Genomic DNA, 17,690 nt, shown 5'->3' with positions numbered 1-17,690 from the left:
ATTTTCACCTCCACTTATCGAGCTAAAGTTAATTCATTAATTAATTCATATGCCGTATTGACAACTTTTTCTGCGTTTGGTATATATAATTGCTCTAAATTAGTTGCAAATGGAACTGGAGTATGTGGCGCCGTTATTGTTTTAATTGGAGCATCTAAATAATCAAATCCTTTATTAGCGACAAGTGCTGCAATATCGGTTGCTACACTACAGCGTGGATTTGCTTCATCGACAATAATTAGCCTTCCAGTTTTTTCGACAGAATCTAAAATTGGTTCTTCTTCCAGTGGAGATAATGAACGTGGATCGATTACTTCCACTTCCACTCCTTTACTTGCTAAAATATCTGCTGCTTCCATCGCAACATGGACCATTTTTCCAATTGCCACAATGGTAAGATCACTACCTGCTCTCTTCACTTCTGCTTTTCCAAGCGGAATGGTATAGTATCCCTCCGGCACTTCCCCTTTCATGCTATAAAGAGTTTTATCTTCAAAGAATACAACTAAATCATCGTCTTCAATTGCTGATAGTAATAAACCTTTTGCATCATATGGATTAGATGGCACAACTACCTTCAAACCTGGAATAGCGGTAAACATACCATATAAAGTCTGGGAATGCTGTGCGGCCGCACTTGCACCAGCGCCATGGTTTGTACGAATAGTTAAAGGCACTCTTGCTTTTCCACCAAACATATAACGCATTTTCGCTCCCTGATTAAGCACTTCATCTAAACAGCTTCCAATAAAGTCGTTAAACATTAATTCTGAAATCGGACGTAAACCAGTAACTGCTGATGCTACAGCTGCTCCCATATATCCAGCTTCCGCAATCGGCATATCGATAACTCTTTTACGGCCATATTTATTTGCTAATCCCTTGGTAACACCAAAAACGCCACCCCATGCTTCTTCGTCTTGTAAGTGGTCAACAGTTGCACCACCCGCAACATCTTCTCCAATTAAGATAACTTTATTATCTCTCTCCATAGCAATATCCATTGCTTCATTGATAGCTTGTGAAAATGTAATCTTTCTTCCCATTCTTCCTTCACCTCATTCTTTTATTATTTGTAGTTGACATACACATCTTCTAATAACATGGATGGGTCAGGCTGTTTACTATTTTTTGCAAATTCTACTGCATTGTCCACTGCCTTTTCCACTTCGTTCTCAATCTGTTCCACTTCTTTTTCCGTTAACAAATCATTCGCAAAAGCATACGATTTAAAGATTTCGATACAGTCTTCATCTACTGGCCACTTCTCACGATCTGTTTCCGATTTATACTTTTGTGCATCTCCTTCAAAGTGACCATAATTTCGATACGTAACCGCTTCAATAAGAGTAGGACCTTCTCCATTTCTAGCTCGTTCCACTGCATCTTTAGCAGCATTATAAACAGCTACTAAGTCTTTTCCATCAACTCTTACTCCTGGAATACTATAGCCAGGTGCACGATCAATAATTTGTTTACAGGAAGTAGAATAATGATATGGAGTGGCTTCCCCGAAACCGTTATTTTCTACTACAAAAACAACAGGCAGCTTTAAGATAGAAGCGATGTTTATTGCTTCATGAAATGTTCCATGATTATTAGAACCATCTCCAGAAAAGCAGACAGTTACGCTATCTGTTCCCTCAACATAGGCTGTTAAAGCGGCACCAGCTGCAAGGGGGAATCCTCCACCAACAATGCCATTAGCCCCTAACATGCCAACGTCAAGGTCAGCAATATGCATAGAACCTCCTTTGCCTTTGCATATCCCTGTTTCTTTTCCAAAAATCTCTGCCATCATACTATTTAAATCACAGCCTTTAGCCAAACAATGACCATGACCTCTATGTGTACTCGTTATATAATCTTTATTCGTTAAATGTGCACATACACCAACAGCAATTGCTTCTTCTCCTGCATACAAGTGAACAAAACCTGGGATAGCCCCGGTTGAAAAGATCTTATGAACTTGATCTTCAAACTTTCTAATTTCATTCATTTTCGTATAGGCCCAATAAGCAGTTTCTTTCTTCATTTTCTTTCCTCCATTCTATATTCCAGTATTAACACACTTCGATGATACAACATATTTTTATTTTTTGAAAGCGCTTAAAACATTGATAAATCAATATATATCGTATTTTTCAACTACTAAAATGAGACAGATTTTCTCATTATTTCTCACTTTTCTCACCATCATTTTGTTTAAAAAAAGACGCACATTTTCTTAGTCAATAATTACTTTGCAAAAACCTGTTTATCATTAAACAAAAAAAAGATTGGAGAATGTGAAAGACCACCATTTCGGTTGTCTTATTTATTCTCCAATCATGTAATTTTGTCTCACTTTTGTCTCACTATTTCCCAAACTGAGAATGTGAACATTTATAAAAAATTTTTTAGTTGATATTTTTTTATTTTTCTATATAGTGTTGCACGAGACATATTTAGTTCTTTTATTGCCTCTGATACATTTCCATGATGTTTTTTTAATGCGTTTGTAATTGCCTGAATTTCAAATTTAGTCTTCGGATCCTTTCTATAGTACGATTTTTGCATATGTTTTTCCGCGATCATTACTTGCTCATACAACTGTTCTTCAGTTGGCGCAACCTCTTTATATAAAATTCTGCATCGATCGAGAGCATTATATAATTCGCGAACATTTCCATACCATTGTCCCTTTGAAAATAGTAATTTCCAATTTATCCTCCACTCCGGATGCCAATTGTTTTTGTCACAATAGTAATCAATCAAAGCATTTATATCTTCGTTTCGTTCACGCAAAGGAGTAAGATAAATGGGATAGGCATAAATATAGTAGAATAAATCCTGATCTATTATCCCCTGCTCTACTAGATCACGGATATCTTTCGTGGAAGATGTGATAAAACGATAAGATTTATGATGTTCCCTTTCCTTTTCCTGTAAGATGGTTAACAGCATTTGCTGAGAGGAAATCGACAGTTCTCCTATCTCTTCCAAAAAAATTGTTGCTTCCTCAACCACTTGATGCTTTTTCTTAGTCAAACGTTGCAAATCTGTAGAAAGAAATCTTTGAAGAATATCCTTAGTTAGCATCGAACAGTGTAATTTATAAAAAGGGGACGTGGATTTTGGGCTATTTTCATGAATACAACTCGCAAGAAATTTTTTGCCAACTCCTGTTTCTCCTATTAAATGCACCGTAGTATCTGTGGGTGCGACATTTTTAATAGATTCCATCACTTGCTTATAACTTTCGCTTACTCCTCTACTTCCATTTAAAACAAAGCTTGTTTCCGCACGGAGAGGTATTCGATATCCAATGAGTCGATGTTGGTGCATAATTGGGATATGTACAGCAGATACTGCGCCAGTCTCTTGCGCGAATCGACTTAATGATGTGCCAATCCACTTTTGATATTTTTGCTGAAGATTTTTTGGAAGGGCACAAATGTATTTATCAATGGTACAAACAATGTATTGTCCAGTGCTTTGGAAAGTTGTTCGCAGCAAAAACTCCATATCCTCGTGCATCTTTTTTTTCCAATCAAGTGAAATGGAATCCGCAATAAGCTTAACACATGCTAACACATATGGCTGGTTAATAGATTGATAGAGACTAGATACATTCAAAACTCCTATCATTTCTTTATGCTGGTTAAAAATTGGTGCGGCGGAACAATTCCATTGTTGGGATGCTTTCGAAAAATGTTCATACCCTCTAACCATCATGGGTTTTTTATATCTTGCCGCGAGACCAATTGCATTTGTTCCTACTTCTATTTCTCCCCATTTTGCTCCTTCTTTGAATCGGATCGTTTCTGCTGCAATGTTAATTGAACTTTCCCCTTCTTTATATAATATGTACCCATCTCTATCCGTTAAAATAATAACAAAACGCCAGCCTCGCAGAAACTTTTGTAAACGCTTAACATTTTGCTTAGCTAAAGTAATTAATAATTCATTTTCTACCAATCTTTCTTCGAATTCCTCTGGGGTCAAGATACAATCAGTTATTCCATCATGTGGGTTCAAGCCTTTTTGCCGACAAAGATGCCAAGATTCTTCAATCTCTGGTGTTAAATTTGCTGGTTCTAAAGATCCTTCTTGAATAAACCGAGTCCACACTTCCTTTGTATCTATTTTACCAGTCATAAGTATCCCCCTTATTCTAGTTATTACATAGAATCTTTATTTGTATTATAACAGGAGTACTTTTTTAGTAAAAGGTTTCCGTTCTTACTCTTGGTAACTTTTTTACATTTTAAAAAGGGATTTGTCTTACCCAAAAAATTTTCTTATTTCAAGAGTGATCTCTGATCCAATTGATTATTAATATCGCAATTTCCTTTCAAGCTTCTAATGGACATTTTGGAACCTTACAAAACATTAGCTTGTAGGTATAGAGCAATCTATATTGAAAAAAAGAGAGAAATTCCCATCAATGGAGACTTTCGTTTCCCCCACTGATGGATAACTTCTCTTTCACTTACTGGCTTCTCCAGTTTTTCAGTCTGTTATAGTGCTGTACCTACATTTTTGTTGGATATTGAAGGGATTTATATTAAAACACTTTTCGCTGGTAAATCACTGTCGCCACTCCCCATGAGGCTAAATAGACAACAAGAATAAAAATGGTCGCTCCTGTATATAAAGTTGGAAGGGATAAATTGATAATAAAACCTGTTATGCTGGTTAAATGTTCCCCTAGAAAGGTAACGATTCTAGGGCCTATGGCTGATAATACAAGAAAACTGATAATAACCACTGTTGTAATATAGCCAGGCTTAAGCATATAGAACAACGGAAAGGTGAAAGCAGCAAACAGCAAGAAAAAACCACTCCCAACGACAATATCTGTAAGTGTAAATGGTTTATTAAAAAGAAACAAGGCTGCACTTGTTAGTAGAATAGATGCTAACATATACACAATTGCCCCAATATAGCGTGATGCAATGATTTCCTTTCGTGTATAAGGTAAGGAATTTAATAATATATTTGTCTCTGCTTTTTCATCATATGCATATGCATTAAACGGGATAAAAATACTAGCGACGAGAAAAATGTAAACAGAGTCTAAATTCATCACAATAAAAAATACGATAAAAGGGATAAATACTAAGAGTTGCCTTTTCTGAAGGATTGCATCACGTCTTATTAAATTAAACATATTGCATTCCTCCTTTTGTGTAGTACATAATATCTTCTAATGTCGCATGTTCGATCACAACACTCTCACCAAATACCTGTTCCACTTCTTTTCGATCATCTGTTAATGCCACAAACCCCGTTGGACCACGATTTAGATGAACAAAGCTTTTTTCTGTGTCTCTATCCAGTAAATCCAGCCCTCCCTTAACAACTGCATAGTTCTCTGTGATATCCAGTGTTGATTGATTAAAAATCAATTCTCCTCTTTGTATGAAGGCAATATAATCGGCAATACGATCTAAATCTGTAGTAATATGAGTGGAGAAAAACAGAGTACGATTGCCATCGACCATTAACTCTTGTAACAGATTCAACAGTTCTCTCCTAAAGATAGGATCCAAGCCTGCTGTAGGTTCGTCCATAATGATTAATTCGGCATGATGGGATAAAGCGATTGCTAAAGATGCCTTCATCTGCATTCCTTTTGAAAAAGTCTTAATAGCTTTTTTTAGTGGTAACTCAAATTTTTCTACATACTGATAAAATAATCTATCATCCCACTGCTTGTATGCAGGTCCCACAATGCGTTTTATATCGATTAAGTTCAGTCCTTCAAAAAATACATTGCCATCATATACAAAGCCAATCCGTTCCTTGATTGCCTTTTCATGTGTTTGATAATCTAATCCAAAGAGTTTCACTTGGCCAGCATCTGGCTTTAATAAATTCATCATCATCTTAATCGTAGTTGATTTCCCAGCTCCATTTTCGCCAATAAAACCCGTTATAAAGCCTTTTTTCACTTCTAAATTTATATTATTGACAGAAAAACCCTTGAATTTCTTCGTGGCATTCCTTAGCTCTACCACATTTTCCATTCTTCTCACTCCTCATACAAAATATTGAATAACTGCAGTAAATCCTCATACGGCAAGCCGATTTCTTTACTATTGGCGATAACAGCACTTAGCTGTTCTTCAATAACCTTCAATTTCTTCTCCCTGATTACATCTAAATTCTGCTCAGCCACAAACGACCCTTTACCAACAATCGAGTAAATAAAACCAGCTTTCTCCAATTCTTCATATGCTCGTTTTGTTGTAATCACACTTATCTGCAAGTCTTTAGCTAAGTTGCGTATGGAAGGCAGCGCTGTTCCTTCCTTTAGTTCCCCTGCTAAGATAGACGACTTAATTTGATTGGTAATTTGTTCATAAATCGGCTCCTTTGAACTGTTTGAAATAATTATTTGCATGCTTATCCCTCTTCTTTTATCTTTCACACTTAATATAATGTATATATACTATATACACATTATATACAAAGTTACTATATAGTGCAACCACCATTTACATTATTTATGTTATAAGATTATTTACTAAGGATTAGCGAATTTTTAAACATCTATATTTAGGCTATTCCAAAAATGAATTTTCTTGTTATCTAAGTGAATAAAGGAAAAAAAGAGCTTATGCGATAATTAGATTATCAACATAAGCTCTTTGTAAAAAATTGCTCGCCGTAGTTCCCGTTCATTTTTTAGTTTCCGGCAAATATTTTGTGCAATAAGCTGCCAGCAATAACAAAACTACATTAATGAGCCAAACAGCAAGTCCCATATACTTAAACCAAATGGCTAATAAGCAGTTTATACTTATAAGAAAAAAGGAAATTGGTGTCAACATACTTTTAAATCCAGTTACACCTGCTTTTTTTCTTTGTTTAATCACGCTAATTACTGAAATAACAAGTATGATTACAGCTACTATTGATAAAACTATCTCCATCATACTCTCACTCCTGTCTTCCCATTGTTATCTATATATACGATTCAGAATGGAATTAGTTTCACTCAACAGGACAAGAAAACTCTGTTAATACTAAGTGGATTCCCAGCAAATAAATAATATTTTAGACAAGACACATACTACAAACGGAGGTGAAATACATGAAAACTAAGGATAATTTTCTAGAAGGTGCCAAAATTACGGATGATGCTCATACATATGGGCCGCCAAATGGTGGAAGTGAAAAACATCATTCCCCTCAATCTGTTCCAAATAGAGAAGCAGCTAAAACCGGCAAAAAACAGAAATAGGATAAGGAAGTTTCAATTTTTAACAGAGAAATTATATCCAAATGACAGACCAAATAACACAGCTTGGTCTGTCATTTGCTGTTAAAGGAAGAGTTATTTCCTTTCCTGTTGTTTATTCCTTTTAAGAAAAGGCTATATATTAGTAACTAATAAATAACTTTTCATTGTCTTTACTGTTATGATAATAATTATTTGAGGAGGTGCAGGATGATTAATCACATAAAATATCAGTGGCGTGTGACAAAATACAATCCAGCGTTTCGGGATGAAAATGGCTACTTTACCTTAACGGAGGAATGGACTTCCCCTACCCAGATTGGAGAGATCATTAACGGTAAAAAATTCACTTTAGATGAATATCTTCAAGTCGAGAATGCTTATGTTGAGGCTGTTATGAAATTCTTGGAAGAAAGCGGGATTCATTCATTAAGAATTTTAAACCTAACAAAACAGGAAGTCTCAGAAAGAGATTTAACCGCTTCCTTATATGAAGCTGCATTCGATCAGTTAGTGCTACAAGAAGACATGCTTATAGAGAGGAATGAAATACGCCTTATTTGCAAAATGGTATTGCGAAATTTCCTAGAATGTCAGTTATATGCTAAAGATAAATTCTTTGTGCATTTTGGATGGGATTACTATATGTACATAGGTTCTTACGTTAATTGCCCATCTGCTATCGATTATGCGACAAGGAACGGACTTTATGTGGAAGCATTTCAATCACCATACTATTTTTCCGAGGAAGAAACGATCAGGCAAGTACAATGGTATGAAATCAACGATCCCTCCATGATAATTGTAGGAGAAGAACAACTTCCAGCTATTCCACTTGCTGAGTATCGAAGCATTTTTAATTTATCAAGCGAACATCCCATTGTTGGAACTTTTGATATCAACGAAGGACAATTGGATTTTTTCCAAAAACATTTGCAACACACCATGAACATAAACAAATATGCCTATAGTCTTTGGGCTGGCTATTAAGCCATAAGAAGAGGAATTCGACGTTTTCCTCTTTTTAATGCCCGTTTCTTTTCTTATAATTTATCTCCTTTTCAGTCACCGTTATTCTATTCTAAATCCATCGCCATTTTCAACTTGGAAAAACATCATCAAAAGTACATCCATATTAGCTTCCCTATTCATAACTTTCGTTGTTAAATACTTATTTTATAATTCCCTTTATCCCTTTTTTCCATTATAATTCTACTTACAAATATATACATAAGGAGAGTGGGAGAATGGGAAGCTATCAAAGTGAAACCGATAATTGGAATGCAAGTTTATATGATAATAAACATTCCTTTGTTTCAAAATTCGGAAATAATTTAGTCGAGCTATTAGCTCCAAAGCAAGGAGAGAAAATTCTTGACCTTGGCTGTGGGACAGGAGATTTAACAAATACCATCCACAAATATGGGGTAGAAATATTAGGTATTGATAAATCAGAAAATATGATAAACCAAGCTCTTAATAAATACCCTAGTCTAACTTTTATGGTTCGTGATGCTACAAGCTTGGATTATCTAAATGAGTTTGATGCTGTATTCTCTAATGCCACTCTCCATTGGGTACACCCTCCAATCCAAGCATTAAAAGGTATTTACCAATGTTTAAAACAAGGTGGAAGATTTGTTGCTGAATTTGGCGGAAAAGGCAATGTAGAAACAATAACAAATGAAGTGATACAGCAAATAAAGCAAGCAGGATTCCCGTTCAGCGCAGAGCATTTCCCTTGGTTTTACCCAAGTGTCGGGGAGTATTCAAATTTAATGGAAAAAGTCGGATTCCGGGTTACCTTTGCACAACACTTTGATCGATCAACTCCCTTAATTGGGGAAAATGGCTTAAGAAATTGGATTGACATGTTTGGAAGCCAACTGTTTCATAATATTCCAACAGAAGCTAAGAACGAAATCATTGCAAAGGTTGAAAGAAATGTAAAGGATACTTTATATATTGATGGAAAATGGATGGCTGACTATAAAAGGATTCGAATAATTGGCGTGAAAGAATAATAGAGTCTAGCGAGGAAACAGAAGGTTTTCCTCGCTCTCTTTGAATAGCTGGCTGGCAAAACTCTATTATGTGTAGAAATATTATTTTCACAACTATGCTTTTATATAAATAGCGTATTTTTTAGGATTGGTAAACCCAAATTTATTAGCTAAATATGCGGATGCACGATTATCAACATCACAATCCCATCGCGGATGAATATTGATAGAAAGACAATAATCTATAAATCGTTGCGAAACAAGACTTGCAACCCCTTTTCCTCTGTACGCTGGTTCTGTTATTATATCTATTTCTGCATAGTTATTAGATTTAAAAATAGAAACCGCTTCCCCAATTATCCGATTTTTATCTTTCACACAAAAACCAATTCCGTTTTGAAGAAAATTCTCTTTAGAATCCCAATACTCCTCATAATATTTTTCATTGAATTCTAAACTATTTTCAATTAAGCAAGAATTAATTCGATAGACATCATACGGACTAGCTATTGTTGTTCTATTAATATATGTTGGTAAATCAAAGGAATAAGCAATACGTTCGATTCTTCTTACTCGCTTATTTAGAAACTTCTCTATTGCCTGCTCCCATACGATTTCATTGGAAAATAACGTAAATCTATTACCCTTTAAAACTGTTTTCTCAAAAATATCAATTAAATGCTCCATAAATAGCTCGTTCGAAGGACTACCTGTCACAAAAAACAAGCCTGAAGCTGCTTGAAAAAGCAATGAATTATAATTCGTACAATCACTGTATACAGTACCCTCTATCATGAAATCTAATATACTATGGGCAAATGTTGGAGCTTCCCTAATCTCTTTTTTTATTATAGAATACTGATCTATTGGTACCTTAATCATATTACAACACCTTTTGCAAAATAATTATCTCTATGTCATCATAATGATGAATTCTTTAATCAATACTTGAAATCTATATCTTCCTTCCTATCATTTCTTTCATTTAAGAAAGAGGTTTTGCTAAATCCATCATATTATGAAACCCTAGCTGTTCATAAACAGATCGGCCAGATGAACTGGACCATAATCTTGCTCGTTTAGCCCCTTTTTGTTTTAGCCATAAACATATTTCCTCAACTAATTGAGAAGCTAACCCATTCTTACGATGGTTTTTCACCGTATATACAGCTATGATCCACCCAAAAAGACTTTGTTCTTCCGCAAGTGGAAAAGCATACTCTGTTCTAATTAACCCTCCAGCACAAGCAACAATTTTTTCATCACTATCTAAAGCAACTCGAAACATTAAATTTCCTAATTCAAATTCTTTCCGAAATAGATTTTTCACTTCTTCCAGCCGTTGAAGACTTGGTTTTGGAATTCTGTCGATTTCTCCCATTTCACAAGCCATTTTATACCAGCATTCTGCCACAATATTCAGTTCGTTGTAAGTTGCCCATCTAGTTTCATACATTTTTAAGTCTCCTAATTAGCAATTTATTAAAAAATTAATGATTATATAACGGTAATGACGAAAAACACCCAATCCCATTCCATTTGTCTTTGCTTAAAATTGCTTAGTATTAAAGCAAGCTTCACAAATTAATTTTCCTTCATTTTGGATAAAAGCCTTTATTTCGGTCATCCCTTTTCGCTCTGGATAGCGCATTTTGACAAAAACTACTTCATTTCTTTCAATATGTTTACCGCAATTAGAACATTGGGGTTTTACTTTAAACATAGTTCCCCTCCAAAACTACATATTTAATAACTATAGCTTAAAGTTCCTGACTTCTTTAAATTAAAGTTTTTTCTATGTATCAATTTTATAACTTTGTCTAGTACTTTGAATTAATTATGCCGAATATGACTTGATTTGAAACTGTCTACAGATGATAAACATCCGTGTTTTTGAAAGCAGTTCTATTTCAAGTGAAAACATCTTATCTTCCGTTATTAAAATTTCGTCATAACCCCAATTATCAATCCCACTTCTTCCATTATCCACTATTTCTTTTGTATTAACGACAATATTTCGTGTAATATCATAATCAAAGTAAAATCTTCTCACTTTATCCCAAACCAATTCATATACAGTACCATCCCAGTGCTCTATAACCACTCTAATTGATGTTGGATCATCCATTGTTTCATCTATATCTCCTTCACAATGATTGATTAACTCCATTTTTTTAAACCTTCCATCATGGAATGAATTTGTCACAAGGAATTCGCCCGTATATGGATCAAAGACATGCTGGATAGATTTTAAATATTCACAATACCCGTCATTATCCCAATTATCATCTCGTAAAAATTTCATAAAAAACATCTCTCCTCTTTAATTTCCTCTTATTACACCCATTAACTTTTTAAGAAACAATTTTGGTCCTGCGAAAAATATTTTTTAAGAAAACTAACTTATACATTTTTTTACTTTTTATACAACCATGGAATCTCAGGTGGATTTCCTGCTTCTCCTAATAGATATACAAATACAAAATAAACACAGATTAGTAAACTGAAAAGGAAAACAAAGAGTGAAAGACCATTAACCTCTTTCTTTATTAGCCCCACTAATGCACAAATTAGACTTATAACTCCTAAAAGCAACTCAAATAATGCTACAGGATAAACGGAGTATTGATTCATTACATAAACTCGAATTGGATTAAAGATAGTTATTGTGAAAACAAAAATTAATTGAAAAATTAATCCTATGACAGAATACTTCAATTCTTTCCTTTCTCTCCTTCCTCTGAATTCTATTTATTAAATCAATTAAACTTTACAATAGTACAAAGATAATCTATGTATATAGTAAAACTATGTATAATAGTAAGCTATTTTAAATCATTTGTAAATAGCTTACCAAGCATCTTACTTCTTTCTAAACCCTTATTATTCACAGCCTGTTCAGGACATGAAACCATTAACTCCTACCATGCGTGGATTTATATTAAATGTCTTTTTCCATCAATACATTTGTGGTCTCATATCCTAGTTTTTCATATAATCCTCTGGCTACTTTATTATGACCAAAAACATGGAGACCTATTTTTTTCAATCCTAGTTTCTGACCAACATTCTCTATACTCTTTAAAGCTTCCTTAGCATATCCATTTCCTTGGTATTTTTCTAGTATATAAATGTCATAAATAAACCCTAGTTCTTCAGACTTTTGTGCAAGCCATATAATGCCGACTGCCTCATCCCCCTTTCGAATGGTGTATAAAAAATTACTCTCTGTCTTCTCGCCTTGGGGCAAAAGTCTTGTATATTCCTCCTCTGCCTTCTTAAGTGCCTCTTCTTCTTTCCAATTTCCTGCTAAAACCTTTTCTTCCGCATACGTTTTAATTGCACTAGACAGATATCCTTGATATTCACCTGCATTCATTAAAGTTAAATTAATCACTGTTAATACTCCTCTTTTCGCTTAAATCTCTATTCTTACAGTTGATTCTAGCTTTCACTATTTTGTTTCCCAAAGCTTATATAGAATAGTGCGGTCTCTCATTAAATGCCAGACAGCTTTATTGAAAGAGGGCAGCATAAATGATTCCCCCCACAATTATGCTTAGAATGAGTATTCCAGTACCTTTCCACCCTAACCCGCCCACTAAGTCAGCAAGATTGCTGCCGTGCATACTACTAGATGGATGTTTCAATTCTTCTTGTCGCATTTTTTCTCTTCTTATTTCAGGAGCATCTTTTTCTTTTTTCATTTCAAGCCCTCCTATAAAATTAGTAAATAAACAATAAGATTATCCCATTAATAGATGGTAATGTATTTATTGCAAACAATAGATTTTCCCTTTATGAAACCCTCGCTATTTATTCCTTTCATACGTTTGCCGCCCACGAGGGTTTCTAAAACATTCTTCTATCGAATTTTCACGACTTACTTTCATCTAAATATTCATGAATAATCTCCATTACTTCTATTCTTCCATTTATCAAAAGCTCTGGAAGTTCATTTTTTGCATTCCCCTTCCAATACTCTCTCGCTTGTTCCATTTTTTATGGAAAGGAACAGCCTCTAAATTAGGCAGAAGCTCTCCGTCTCCTTCAAAATAATTTCCAGACACATGAAGTTTCACAATTTGTAATACTTTGCGATTATAGGAATCAAAAAGTGCTTTCCATTTTAAGACATCCTCATAGCTTTTCGCAGCATACAGGCAAGACAATCTAGACGGATGATTAGGAAAATCCTGGAGTCTCACCATTTCAGCTATTACTTCTCTAATTGCTCTCATGGTGTGCCCTGCATACTGAACAACCACTTCGGCATTCTCTTTATCTAAGTGTAAACCTGTTTCCGTAAAATGATTATTAAGTATTTGCATAAAGTCTTCATTTTGATTGTTTAATTGTTCTTTTTCAAAAAAGTAATGGTGTAAAGTATTTTTTTGATGCTCATCAAAGTTAATGATCTGTCCAAGCTTCATTTTTTTATTTGTGACAATATGGTAGGCAGTAAATTCTTTTGTCATGGCTCTTTCTCCTAATAGTTAACTAAACTAATTTTCTTATTTCATGCGAAATACTTATGCATCTAGGTTAAAGTTTCACCTTTTTAAAATGTTCAACCGTAGGAAACGGATCATAAAAATGATGTAGCTGCTTTTTCCATTCCTGATATTCATTCGATTGTCTAAAGCCAACTGTATGGTCTTCTAATGTTTCCCATTGAACAAGCAGCAAATATTTTCCCTTTACTTCTAAGCACTGCTGTAATTCATGAGAAATATACCCATTCATAGAAGAAATAATTTTCGATGCCTCGCGAAATGATTCTTCATATTTTGCTTCCATTCCTTCCTTAACTTGTAACAGCACAGCTTCTAATATCATATAACGCTTCCTTCTTTCTTTATTTTCATTCATTGATTTGTCTTACAAATGATCCAATCAAAAGGACTTTAATAAGAGCGCACAGGAGAAATCAAATGCATATATGAATTGTTTCCAACTGGTTCCATTAATATCGGTCTCATGGAACCTCCAAAACTGATTTTTATCTCTTCTTCCTTTATTGCTTTTAATGCATCCATAAGGAAGCTTCCATCTAAAGAGATGCTTAAATCTGTTTCTCCAGCAAGCTTATTGATCGGTTGTATTTCTTCTATTTTTCCAATTTCCGAGGAATTAGAGGTGATTTTTAATTTCGAACCATCTTTTATTTCCATATGGATATTGTTATTCTTCCATTCACTTGCAAAAAGACAAGCTCGATTTACTCCTTTTAACAGCTGTTTTGTATTAACTGTAATCTTTGTCCTTGCGTTATTGGGGAATAATCCAGCGACATTAGGATAATTCCCTTCGATTAATCGAGAATAAAGAGTAGTTGAATTCGTTTTAAATACAATATAGCGATCAGTAGCAAATATTTTAATCATTCCCGTTGTTTTCTGCATTAACTTGGTCAGCACATGGAGGCTTGTACTTGGCACGATGAATGCACCTCTTACACCAGATTCAATTGGAAGCTCTCTCCATGCTAGTCGATGAGAATTAGTAGCTACACATGTAAGTTTTGTATCTTCGAATAACATATTAACGCCAGTCAAAACGGCTCTCGCTTCACTTTTTGATACAGCAAAAGCTGTCTGGTTGATCATCTCGATTAAATAGGTGCTTTCTATTCTAATATGCGTTGTTTCTTCCATACTTGGAAGCGTTGGATATTCTTCTGCATGAAAACCATTAAGTGTTGTCACGATTTCATCCGCTTTAAGCGTAGCTATTTGCTTTTCGTTTACTGTTAGATGAATTTTACCCGGCAATTTTCTCACAAGCTCACTTACATATTTTGCTGATAGTACAACACTGCCTACCTCCTTTACTTCTAGCACTTGTACTCCATCTATTTCCATCGGAATTACTTGTTCAATTATGATATCAGCATTACTTCCTATAACAATTAATGATTCTTTAGTAGCCATTATTTTGATACCTGAAAGAATAGGAAATGGCGTTTTCTGGGATACTGCTTTGCTCACATCTGTTATCGCTCTATTAAAGTACTCACTGTCAACAAGAAATTCCATTATATGCAACACTCCAAAATAAAATTATATGTATTAAATTCGACATTTTTTGCCAATTTCCTTGTCATTATTGTTTAATATATTTTTTTTCAAAAAATGCATAAAAAAACTACTAAACTGGCAGCAGAAAATGCTTAGCCTTTTAGTAGATTTTTATAAATTTGTAAAAATATATTTTATTTTTTAGTTAAAACATCTAGTTGAAGTGGATAGGTGCTATATGCAACCATTTTATTTTTGTACTTTTTCACAATATCTACATGGTCTTGATAACTATTCAAAAATAAGTTTATGTTCTTATTCCCTTTTTTTGTATGAATAACAAGAGAATACTCCGCATCTTTAGCGTTAAGATATGTTTCTTCACTTCCTGGATATAAACTATACTTTTCTCTAACAATCGCTTCGTTGAATATCTTAATAATTGCTTCTTTATTCTCTCCATCTATTTTCATTTCATTGTAGATTATTTCTGTTTCCATATTATTAAGTTTTAAATGCAATCTATATTTATCCAACAGCCAATCCACTACTCCTGTTGGCAAACACGTCATTAAAATTTTTATTATACAAAAGAACACTAATGCTATAATAGTAATCCAGGTCATTTCCATTCACTCCATTACTTATTCAATTAATATTTCTACGTTATTAATAGTACTAAATTTCCTCTCTAAATAGACCATCCAATTCCCATATAAGTTGACCATCCACTTTTTTCTCATGGGATAAAAATAAGATGCAAGTTTTATCCTTGCATCTTTCCCCCATTATTCTCTACTGGATTTAAGCGCTGCAGCAAATCTCCTTATCCCCTCATCAATATTGCTTTTTGTCTCTTTCGCATACGTAAAACGAACATAGTTAGCGTTTGACCCCATTGTAGATCCAGGCGCATAAATAACACCATTTTTTAACGACTCTTCTAATAAGCGATTTTCATTGACTGCTTTTTTTATTTTACACCACAGGTGAATCCCACCATTAGGTGTTAGAAATTCCACTTCTTCTTTTAAGTATGTATCCAAGCTTTCGATGATTTGATTTCTTCTGTTTTCAAGTTGTTTAACTAAATTATCTAAATGGACTGCGAAGGAAGGTGATTCTAAGAAGTCGTTTGCTACCCATTGGGAATAACTAGAATGGCCAAAATCAATCTGCTGCTTAGCGTCGGATAACCTTTCTATCACTGGCTTAGGTCCAATAATCCAGCCAATTCGCAGACCAGAGGCGACAATTTTGGAGAGAGAGCTAATATATAATACATTGCCATTTTGATCCATCGATTTTAGCGGAAGCAATGGCTTTCCGCTAAAAGAAGTTAAACTATATGGATCATCCTCTACCACGGGAATACCATATTGAGAAGAAATTTCTAAAATCTCTCTTCTTCTTTTTTGACCGAGAGATACGCCAGTTGGATTTTGAAAAGCTGGGTTTAGAAATATCATCTTAATTCGGTGTTTTCTGTGTAATAAGATTAAATCCTCAGGTTTTATACCATTTTCATCTGCAGTCAAATAATAAGGTTTAACTCCGGCTGATTCAAATAGCGGAAGACTATAATGGTAAGATGGGTTCTCCATTGCTACCGCATCGCCAGGTTTCAGCAAGCATTGAATAACCAAATGTAAAGCCTGCTGGGCTCCAGATGTAATCAATATAGAAGAAGGCGTTGTTTGTAAACCACGATATTTCTCCATATGATTGGTAATGGTCTTTCTTAGAACTTCACTTCCTTGTGGATGATCGTACCCCAATGATCCTATGTAAGCTCGATCAGAAGTAATTTTTCGCAATGAATTTAAAGGGAAAAGATCTTCAGAAAGTTCCCCACTAGCTAAATTAATTAAATCATGTTCTGCCATTTCTTTTCGTATCCGCTGCATGACAGGTACATTAGGAAGAAAAGATCCCGCTTCTATATATCGGTTCCAGCTAGGAACACGTTTCTTGGTTATTCCCCATATATCTTTACTTATCATTGTTCCGCTGCCGCGTTTTCTTTCAATTAATCCATTCGACTCTAACTCATCATATGCAGCAACTACCGTACTTCTATTTAATTCTAGCAGTTTTGCTAGCTTTCTTTCCGATGGCAGCGGTTTATCTAAGGGAAAGGATCCATCTGCGATACCATTTTCAATGTAGTCTGCCAGCTGCTTATATATTGCTTTTTTTACTTGTCGATCAGGTTTCCACTCCATTGTATCCACACTTCTTTTCCTAATTTTGTCTCCATATAAGACAGCTATCTCGTTTTTATGTTGTTTCATTATAGCTTAATTTCTCCTCATTAAACAACACTGAGCTCTTTCGATACAACATACCTTTTTTATCTTAAGTTCATTACTCCAACCATATTTACTTATAAATTTGAGATTATTTTATAGACTTGGATAGTTTGTCAGCTAATCT

General features: G+C 34.5%; 21 protein-coding genes and 1 pseudogene. 3 read left to right on the top strand and 19 right to left on the bottom strand.

Going from position 1 to position 17,690, the window contains the following annotated elements:
- Nucleotides 1-14 precede the first annotated feature (14 nt).
- The 7 genes from NST77_RS07190 to NST77_RS07160 form a co-directional block, all read right to left on the bottom strand.
- A complete protein-coding gene (locus NST77_RS07190) occupies nt 15-1,046 on the bottom strand; it encodes an alpha-ketoacid dehydrogenase subunit beta (protein WP_095328397.1) in 1,032 nt (343 codons plus the stop codon).
- Nucleotides 1,047-1,069: 23 nt separating this feature from the next.
- Nucleotides 1,070-2,035, bottom strand: coding sequence for a thiamine pyrophosphate-dependent dehydrogenase E1 component subunit alpha (locus NST77_RS07185; protein WP_095328396.1), 966 nt, complete (start codon nt 2,033-2,035; stop codon nt 1,070-1,072).
- A 350-nt stretch (nt 2,036-2,385) separates the two neighbouring features.
- A complete protein-coding gene (locus NST77_RS07180; RefSeq protein ID WP_341122840.1) occupies nt 2,386-4,140 on the bottom strand; it encodes a sigma-54-dependent Fis family transcriptional regulator in 1,755 nt (584 codons plus the stop codon).
- A gap of 409 nt (nt 4,141-4,549) precedes the next feature.
- Complete coding sequence (locus NST77_RS07175) at nt 4,550-5,155, bottom strand: ABC-2 transporter permease (protein WP_095328394.1); 606 nt, start codon at nt 5,153-5,155, stop codon at nt 4,550-4,552.
- The gene (locus NST77_RS07170; RefSeq protein ID WP_171509582.1) at nt 5,148-6,014 is read right to left on the bottom strand and encodes an ABC transporter ATP-binding protein; all 867 of its coding nucleotides are present in this window, start codon (nt 6,012-6,014) and stop codon (nt 5,148-5,150) included. The genes NST77_RS07175 and NST77_RS07170 overlap by 8 nt, the downstream gene beginning before the upstream one ends.
- A gap of 5 nt (nt 6,015-6,019) precedes the next feature.
- The gene (locus tag NST77_RS07165; protein ID WP_047940229.1) at nt 6,020-6,391 is read right to left on the bottom strand and encodes a GntR family transcriptional regulator; all 372 of its coding nucleotides are present in this window, start codon (nt 6,389-6,391) and stop codon (nt 6,020-6,022) included.
- 277 nt (nt 6,392-6,668) lie between these two features.
- Nucleotides 6,669-6,923, bottom strand: coding sequence for a hypothetical protein (locus NST77_RS07160; protein WP_095328454.1), 255 nt, complete (start codon nt 6,921-6,923; stop codon nt 6,669-6,671).
- Nucleotides 6,924-7,084: 161 nt separating this feature from the next.
- Between NST77_RS07160 and NST77_RS07155 the strand changes: the two genes are divergently transcribed.
- The 3 genes from NST77_RS07155 (at nt 7,085) to NST77_RS07145 (ending at nt 9,255) form a co-directional block, all read left to right on the top strand.
- A complete protein-coding gene (locus tag NST77_RS07155) occupies nt 7,085-7,234 on the top strand; it encodes a hypothetical protein (RefSeq protein ID WP_163185526.1) in 150 nt (49 codons plus the stop codon).
- Nucleotides 7,235-7,441: 207 nt separating this feature from the next.
- On the top strand, nt 7,442-8,221 hold the full coding sequence (locus tag NST77_RS07150) for a DUF7683 domain-containing protein (protein ID WP_123257575.1): 780 nt from the start codon (nt 7,442-7,444) through the stop codon (nt 8,219-8,221).
- A 257-nt stretch (nt 8,222-8,478) separates the two neighbouring features.
- A complete protein-coding gene (locus tag NST77_RS07145; protein WP_123257574.1) occupies nt 8,479-9,255 on the top strand; it encodes a class I SAM-dependent methyltransferase in 777 nt (258 codons plus the stop codon).
- A gap of 93 nt (nt 9,256-9,348) precedes the next feature.
- Here NST77_RS07145 and NST77_RS07140 read toward each other — a convergent pair whose 3' ends face one another.
- The 12 genes and pseudogenes from NST77_RS07140 to pdxR all read right to left on the bottom strand — a co-directional run bounded on the left by NST77_RS07140 (nt 9,349) and on the right by pdxR (nt 17,479).
- The gene (locus tag NST77_RS07140) at nt 9,349-10,116 is read right to left on the bottom strand and encodes a GNAT family N-acetyltransferase (protein ID WP_123257573.1); all 768 of its coding nucleotides are present in this window, start codon (nt 10,114-10,116) and stop codon (nt 9,349-9,351) included.
- Nucleotides 10,117-10,219: 103 nt separating this feature from the next.
- Nucleotides 10,220-10,690 carry a GNAT family N-acetyltransferase gene (locus tag NST77_RS07135; protein WP_123257572.1) on the bottom strand — a complete coding sequence of 157 codons (471 nt, stop codon included), beginning with the start codon at nt 10,688-10,690 and terminating at the stop codon, nt 10,220-10,222.
- A gap of 93 nt (nt 10,691-10,783) precedes the next feature.
- Nucleotides 10,784-10,957 carry a Fe3+ hydroxamate ABC transporter substrate-binding protein gene (locus NST77_RS07130; protein ID WP_123257571.1) on the bottom strand — a complete coding sequence of 58 codons (174 nt, stop codon included), beginning with the start codon at nt 10,955-10,957 and terminating at the stop codon, nt 10,784-10,786.
- Nucleotides 10,958-11,071: 114 nt separating this feature from the next.
- Nucleotides 11,072-11,539: a hypothetical protein gene (locus NST77_RS07125; protein WP_172860018.1), complete on the bottom strand. Its 468-nt coding sequence runs from the start codon at nt 11,537-11,539 to the stop codon at nt 11,072-11,074.
- A 110-nt stretch (nt 11,540-11,649) separates the two neighbouring features.
- Nucleotides 11,650-11,952, bottom strand: coding sequence for a hypothetical protein (locus tag NST77_RS07120; protein ID WP_095328386.1), 303 nt, complete (start codon nt 11,950-11,952; stop codon nt 11,650-11,652).
- A 223-nt stretch (nt 11,953-12,175) separates the two neighbouring features.
- Nucleotides 12,176-12,631 carry a GNAT family N-acetyltransferase gene (locus NST77_RS07115; protein WP_371471088.1) on the bottom strand — a complete coding sequence of 152 codons (456 nt, stop codon included), beginning with the start codon at nt 12,629-12,631 and terminating at the stop codon, nt 12,176-12,178.
- Between the two features lie 118 nt (nt 12,632-12,749).
- Nucleotides 12,750-12,941 carry a DUF6366 family protein gene (locus NST77_RS07110; RefSeq protein ID WP_341122839.1) on the bottom strand — a complete coding sequence of 64 codons (192 nt, stop codon included), beginning with the start codon at nt 12,939-12,941 and terminating at the stop codon, nt 12,750-12,752.
- 169 nt (nt 12,942-13,110) lie between these two features.
- Nucleotides 13,111-13,712, bottom strand: a pseudogene (locus NST77_RS07105) (DUF2441 domain-containing protein).
- Nucleotides 13,713-13,779: 67 nt separating this feature from the next.
- On the bottom strand, nt 13,780-14,073 hold the full coding sequence (locus NST77_RS07100) for an antibiotic biosynthesis monooxygenase family protein (protein WP_095328384.1): 294 nt from the start codon (nt 14,071-14,073) through the stop codon (nt 13,780-13,782).
- A gap of 68 nt (nt 14,074-14,141) precedes the next feature.
- Complete coding sequence (gene dnaN, locus NST77_RS07095) at nt 14,142-15,272, bottom strand: DNA polymerase III subunit beta (protein WP_341122838.1); 1,131 nt, start codon at nt 15,270-15,272, stop codon at nt 14,142-14,144.
- A gap of 176 nt (nt 15,273-15,448) precedes the next feature.
- Nucleotides 15,449-15,880 carry a YfmQ family protein gene (locus NST77_RS07090; RefSeq protein WP_341122837.1) on the bottom strand — a complete coding sequence of 144 codons (432 nt, stop codon included), beginning with the start codon at nt 15,878-15,880 and terminating at the stop codon, nt 15,449-15,451.
- A 162-nt stretch (nt 15,881-16,042) separates the two neighbouring features.
- Nucleotides 16,043-17,479, bottom strand: a complete 1,437-nt coding sequence (gene pdxR, locus NST77_RS07085; RefSeq protein WP_095328452.1) for a MocR-like pyridoxine biosynthesis transcription factor PdxR — start codon at nt 17,477-17,479, stop codon at nt 16,043-16,045.
- Between the last annotated feature and the right edge of the window lie 211 nt (nt 17,480-17,690).

The organism is Niallia sp. FSL W8-0177 (assembly GCF_038006285.1).
In the GTDB taxonomy this organism is placed as follows: Bacteria; Bacillota; Bacilli; order Bacillales; family Cytobacillaceae; genus Niallia; species Niallia circulans_A.
This window is presented reverse-complemented; position numbering and strand designations above follow the sequence as displayed.

Excerpts from the sequence above, each read along its gene's own strand:
- NST77_RS07145 (WP_123257574.1), top strand. The coding sequence starts at position 8,479 with ATGGGAAGCTATCAAAGTGAAACCGATAATTGGAATGCAAGTTTATAT.
- NST77_RS07135 (WP_123257572.1), bottom strand. The coding sequence starts at position 10,690 with ATGTATGAAACTAGATGGGCAACTTACAACGAACTGAATATTGTGGCA.
- NST77_RS07165 (WP_047940229.1), bottom strand. The coding sequence starts at position 6,391 with ATGCAAATAATTATTTCAAACAGTTCAAAGGAGCCGATTTATGAACAA.
- dnaN (WP_341122838.1), bottom strand. The coding sequence starts at position 15,272 with ATGGAATTTCTTGTTGACAGTGAGTACTTTAATAGAGCGATAACAGAT.
- NST77_RS07180 (WP_341122840.1), bottom strand. The coding sequence starts at position 4,140 with ATGACTGGTAAAATAGATACAAAGGAAGTGTGGACTCGGTTTATTCAA.
- NST77_RS07155 (WP_163185526.1), top strand. The coding sequence starts at position 7,085 with ATGAAAACTAAGGATAATTTTCTAGAAGGTGCCAAAATTACGGATGAT.
- NST77_RS07130 (WP_123257571.1), bottom strand. The coding sequence starts at position 10,957 with ATGTTTAAAGTAAAACCCCAATGTTCTAATTGCGGTAAACATATTGAA.
- NST77_RS07125 (WP_172860018.1), bottom strand. The coding sequence starts at position 11,539 with ATGAAATTTTTACGAGATGATAATTGGGATAATGACGGGTATTGTGAA.
- NST77_RS07100 (WP_095328384.1), bottom strand. The coding sequence starts at position 14,073 with ATGATATTAGAAGCTGTGCTGTTACAAGTTAAGGAAGGAATGGAAGCA.
- NST77_RS07170 (WP_171509582.1), bottom strand. The coding sequence starts at position 6,014 with ATGGAAAATGTGGTAGAGCTAAGGAATGCCACGAAGAAATTCAAGGGT.
- NST77_RS07140 (WP_123257573.1), bottom strand. The coding sequence starts at position 10,116 with ATGATTAAGGTACCAATAGATCAGTATTCTATAATAAAAAAAGAGATT.
- NST77_RS07175 (WP_095328394.1), bottom strand. The coding sequence starts at position 5,155 with ATGTTTAATTTAATAAGACGTGATGCAATCCTTCAGAAAAGGCAACTC.
- NST77_RS07185 (WP_095328396.1), bottom strand. The coding sequence starts at position 2,035 with ATGAAGAAAGAAACTGCTTATTGGGCCTATACGAAAATGAATGAAATT.
- NST77_RS07090 (WP_341122837.1), bottom strand. The coding sequence starts at position 15,880 with ATGACCTGGATTACTATTATAGCATTAGTGTTCTTTTGTATAATAAAA.
- NST77_RS07110 (WP_341122839.1), bottom strand. The coding sequence starts at position 12,941 with ATGAAAAAAGAAAAAGATGCTCCTGAAATAAGAAGAGAAAAAATGCGA.
- NST77_RS07160 (WP_095328454.1), bottom strand. The coding sequence starts at position 6,923 with ATGGAGATAGTTTTATCAATAGTAGCTGTAATCATACTTGTTATTTCA.
- pdxR (WP_095328452.1), bottom strand. The coding sequence starts at position 17,479 with ATGGAGTGGAAACCTGATCGACAAGTAAAAAAAGCAATATATAAGCAG.
- NST77_RS07190 (WP_095328397.1), bottom strand. The coding sequence starts at position 1,046 with ATGGGAAGAAAGATTACATTTTCACAAGCTATCAATGAAGCAATGGAT.
- NST77_RS07150 (WP_123257575.1), top strand. The coding sequence starts at position 7,442 with ATGATTAATCACATAAAATATCAGTGGCGTGTGACAAAATACAATCCA.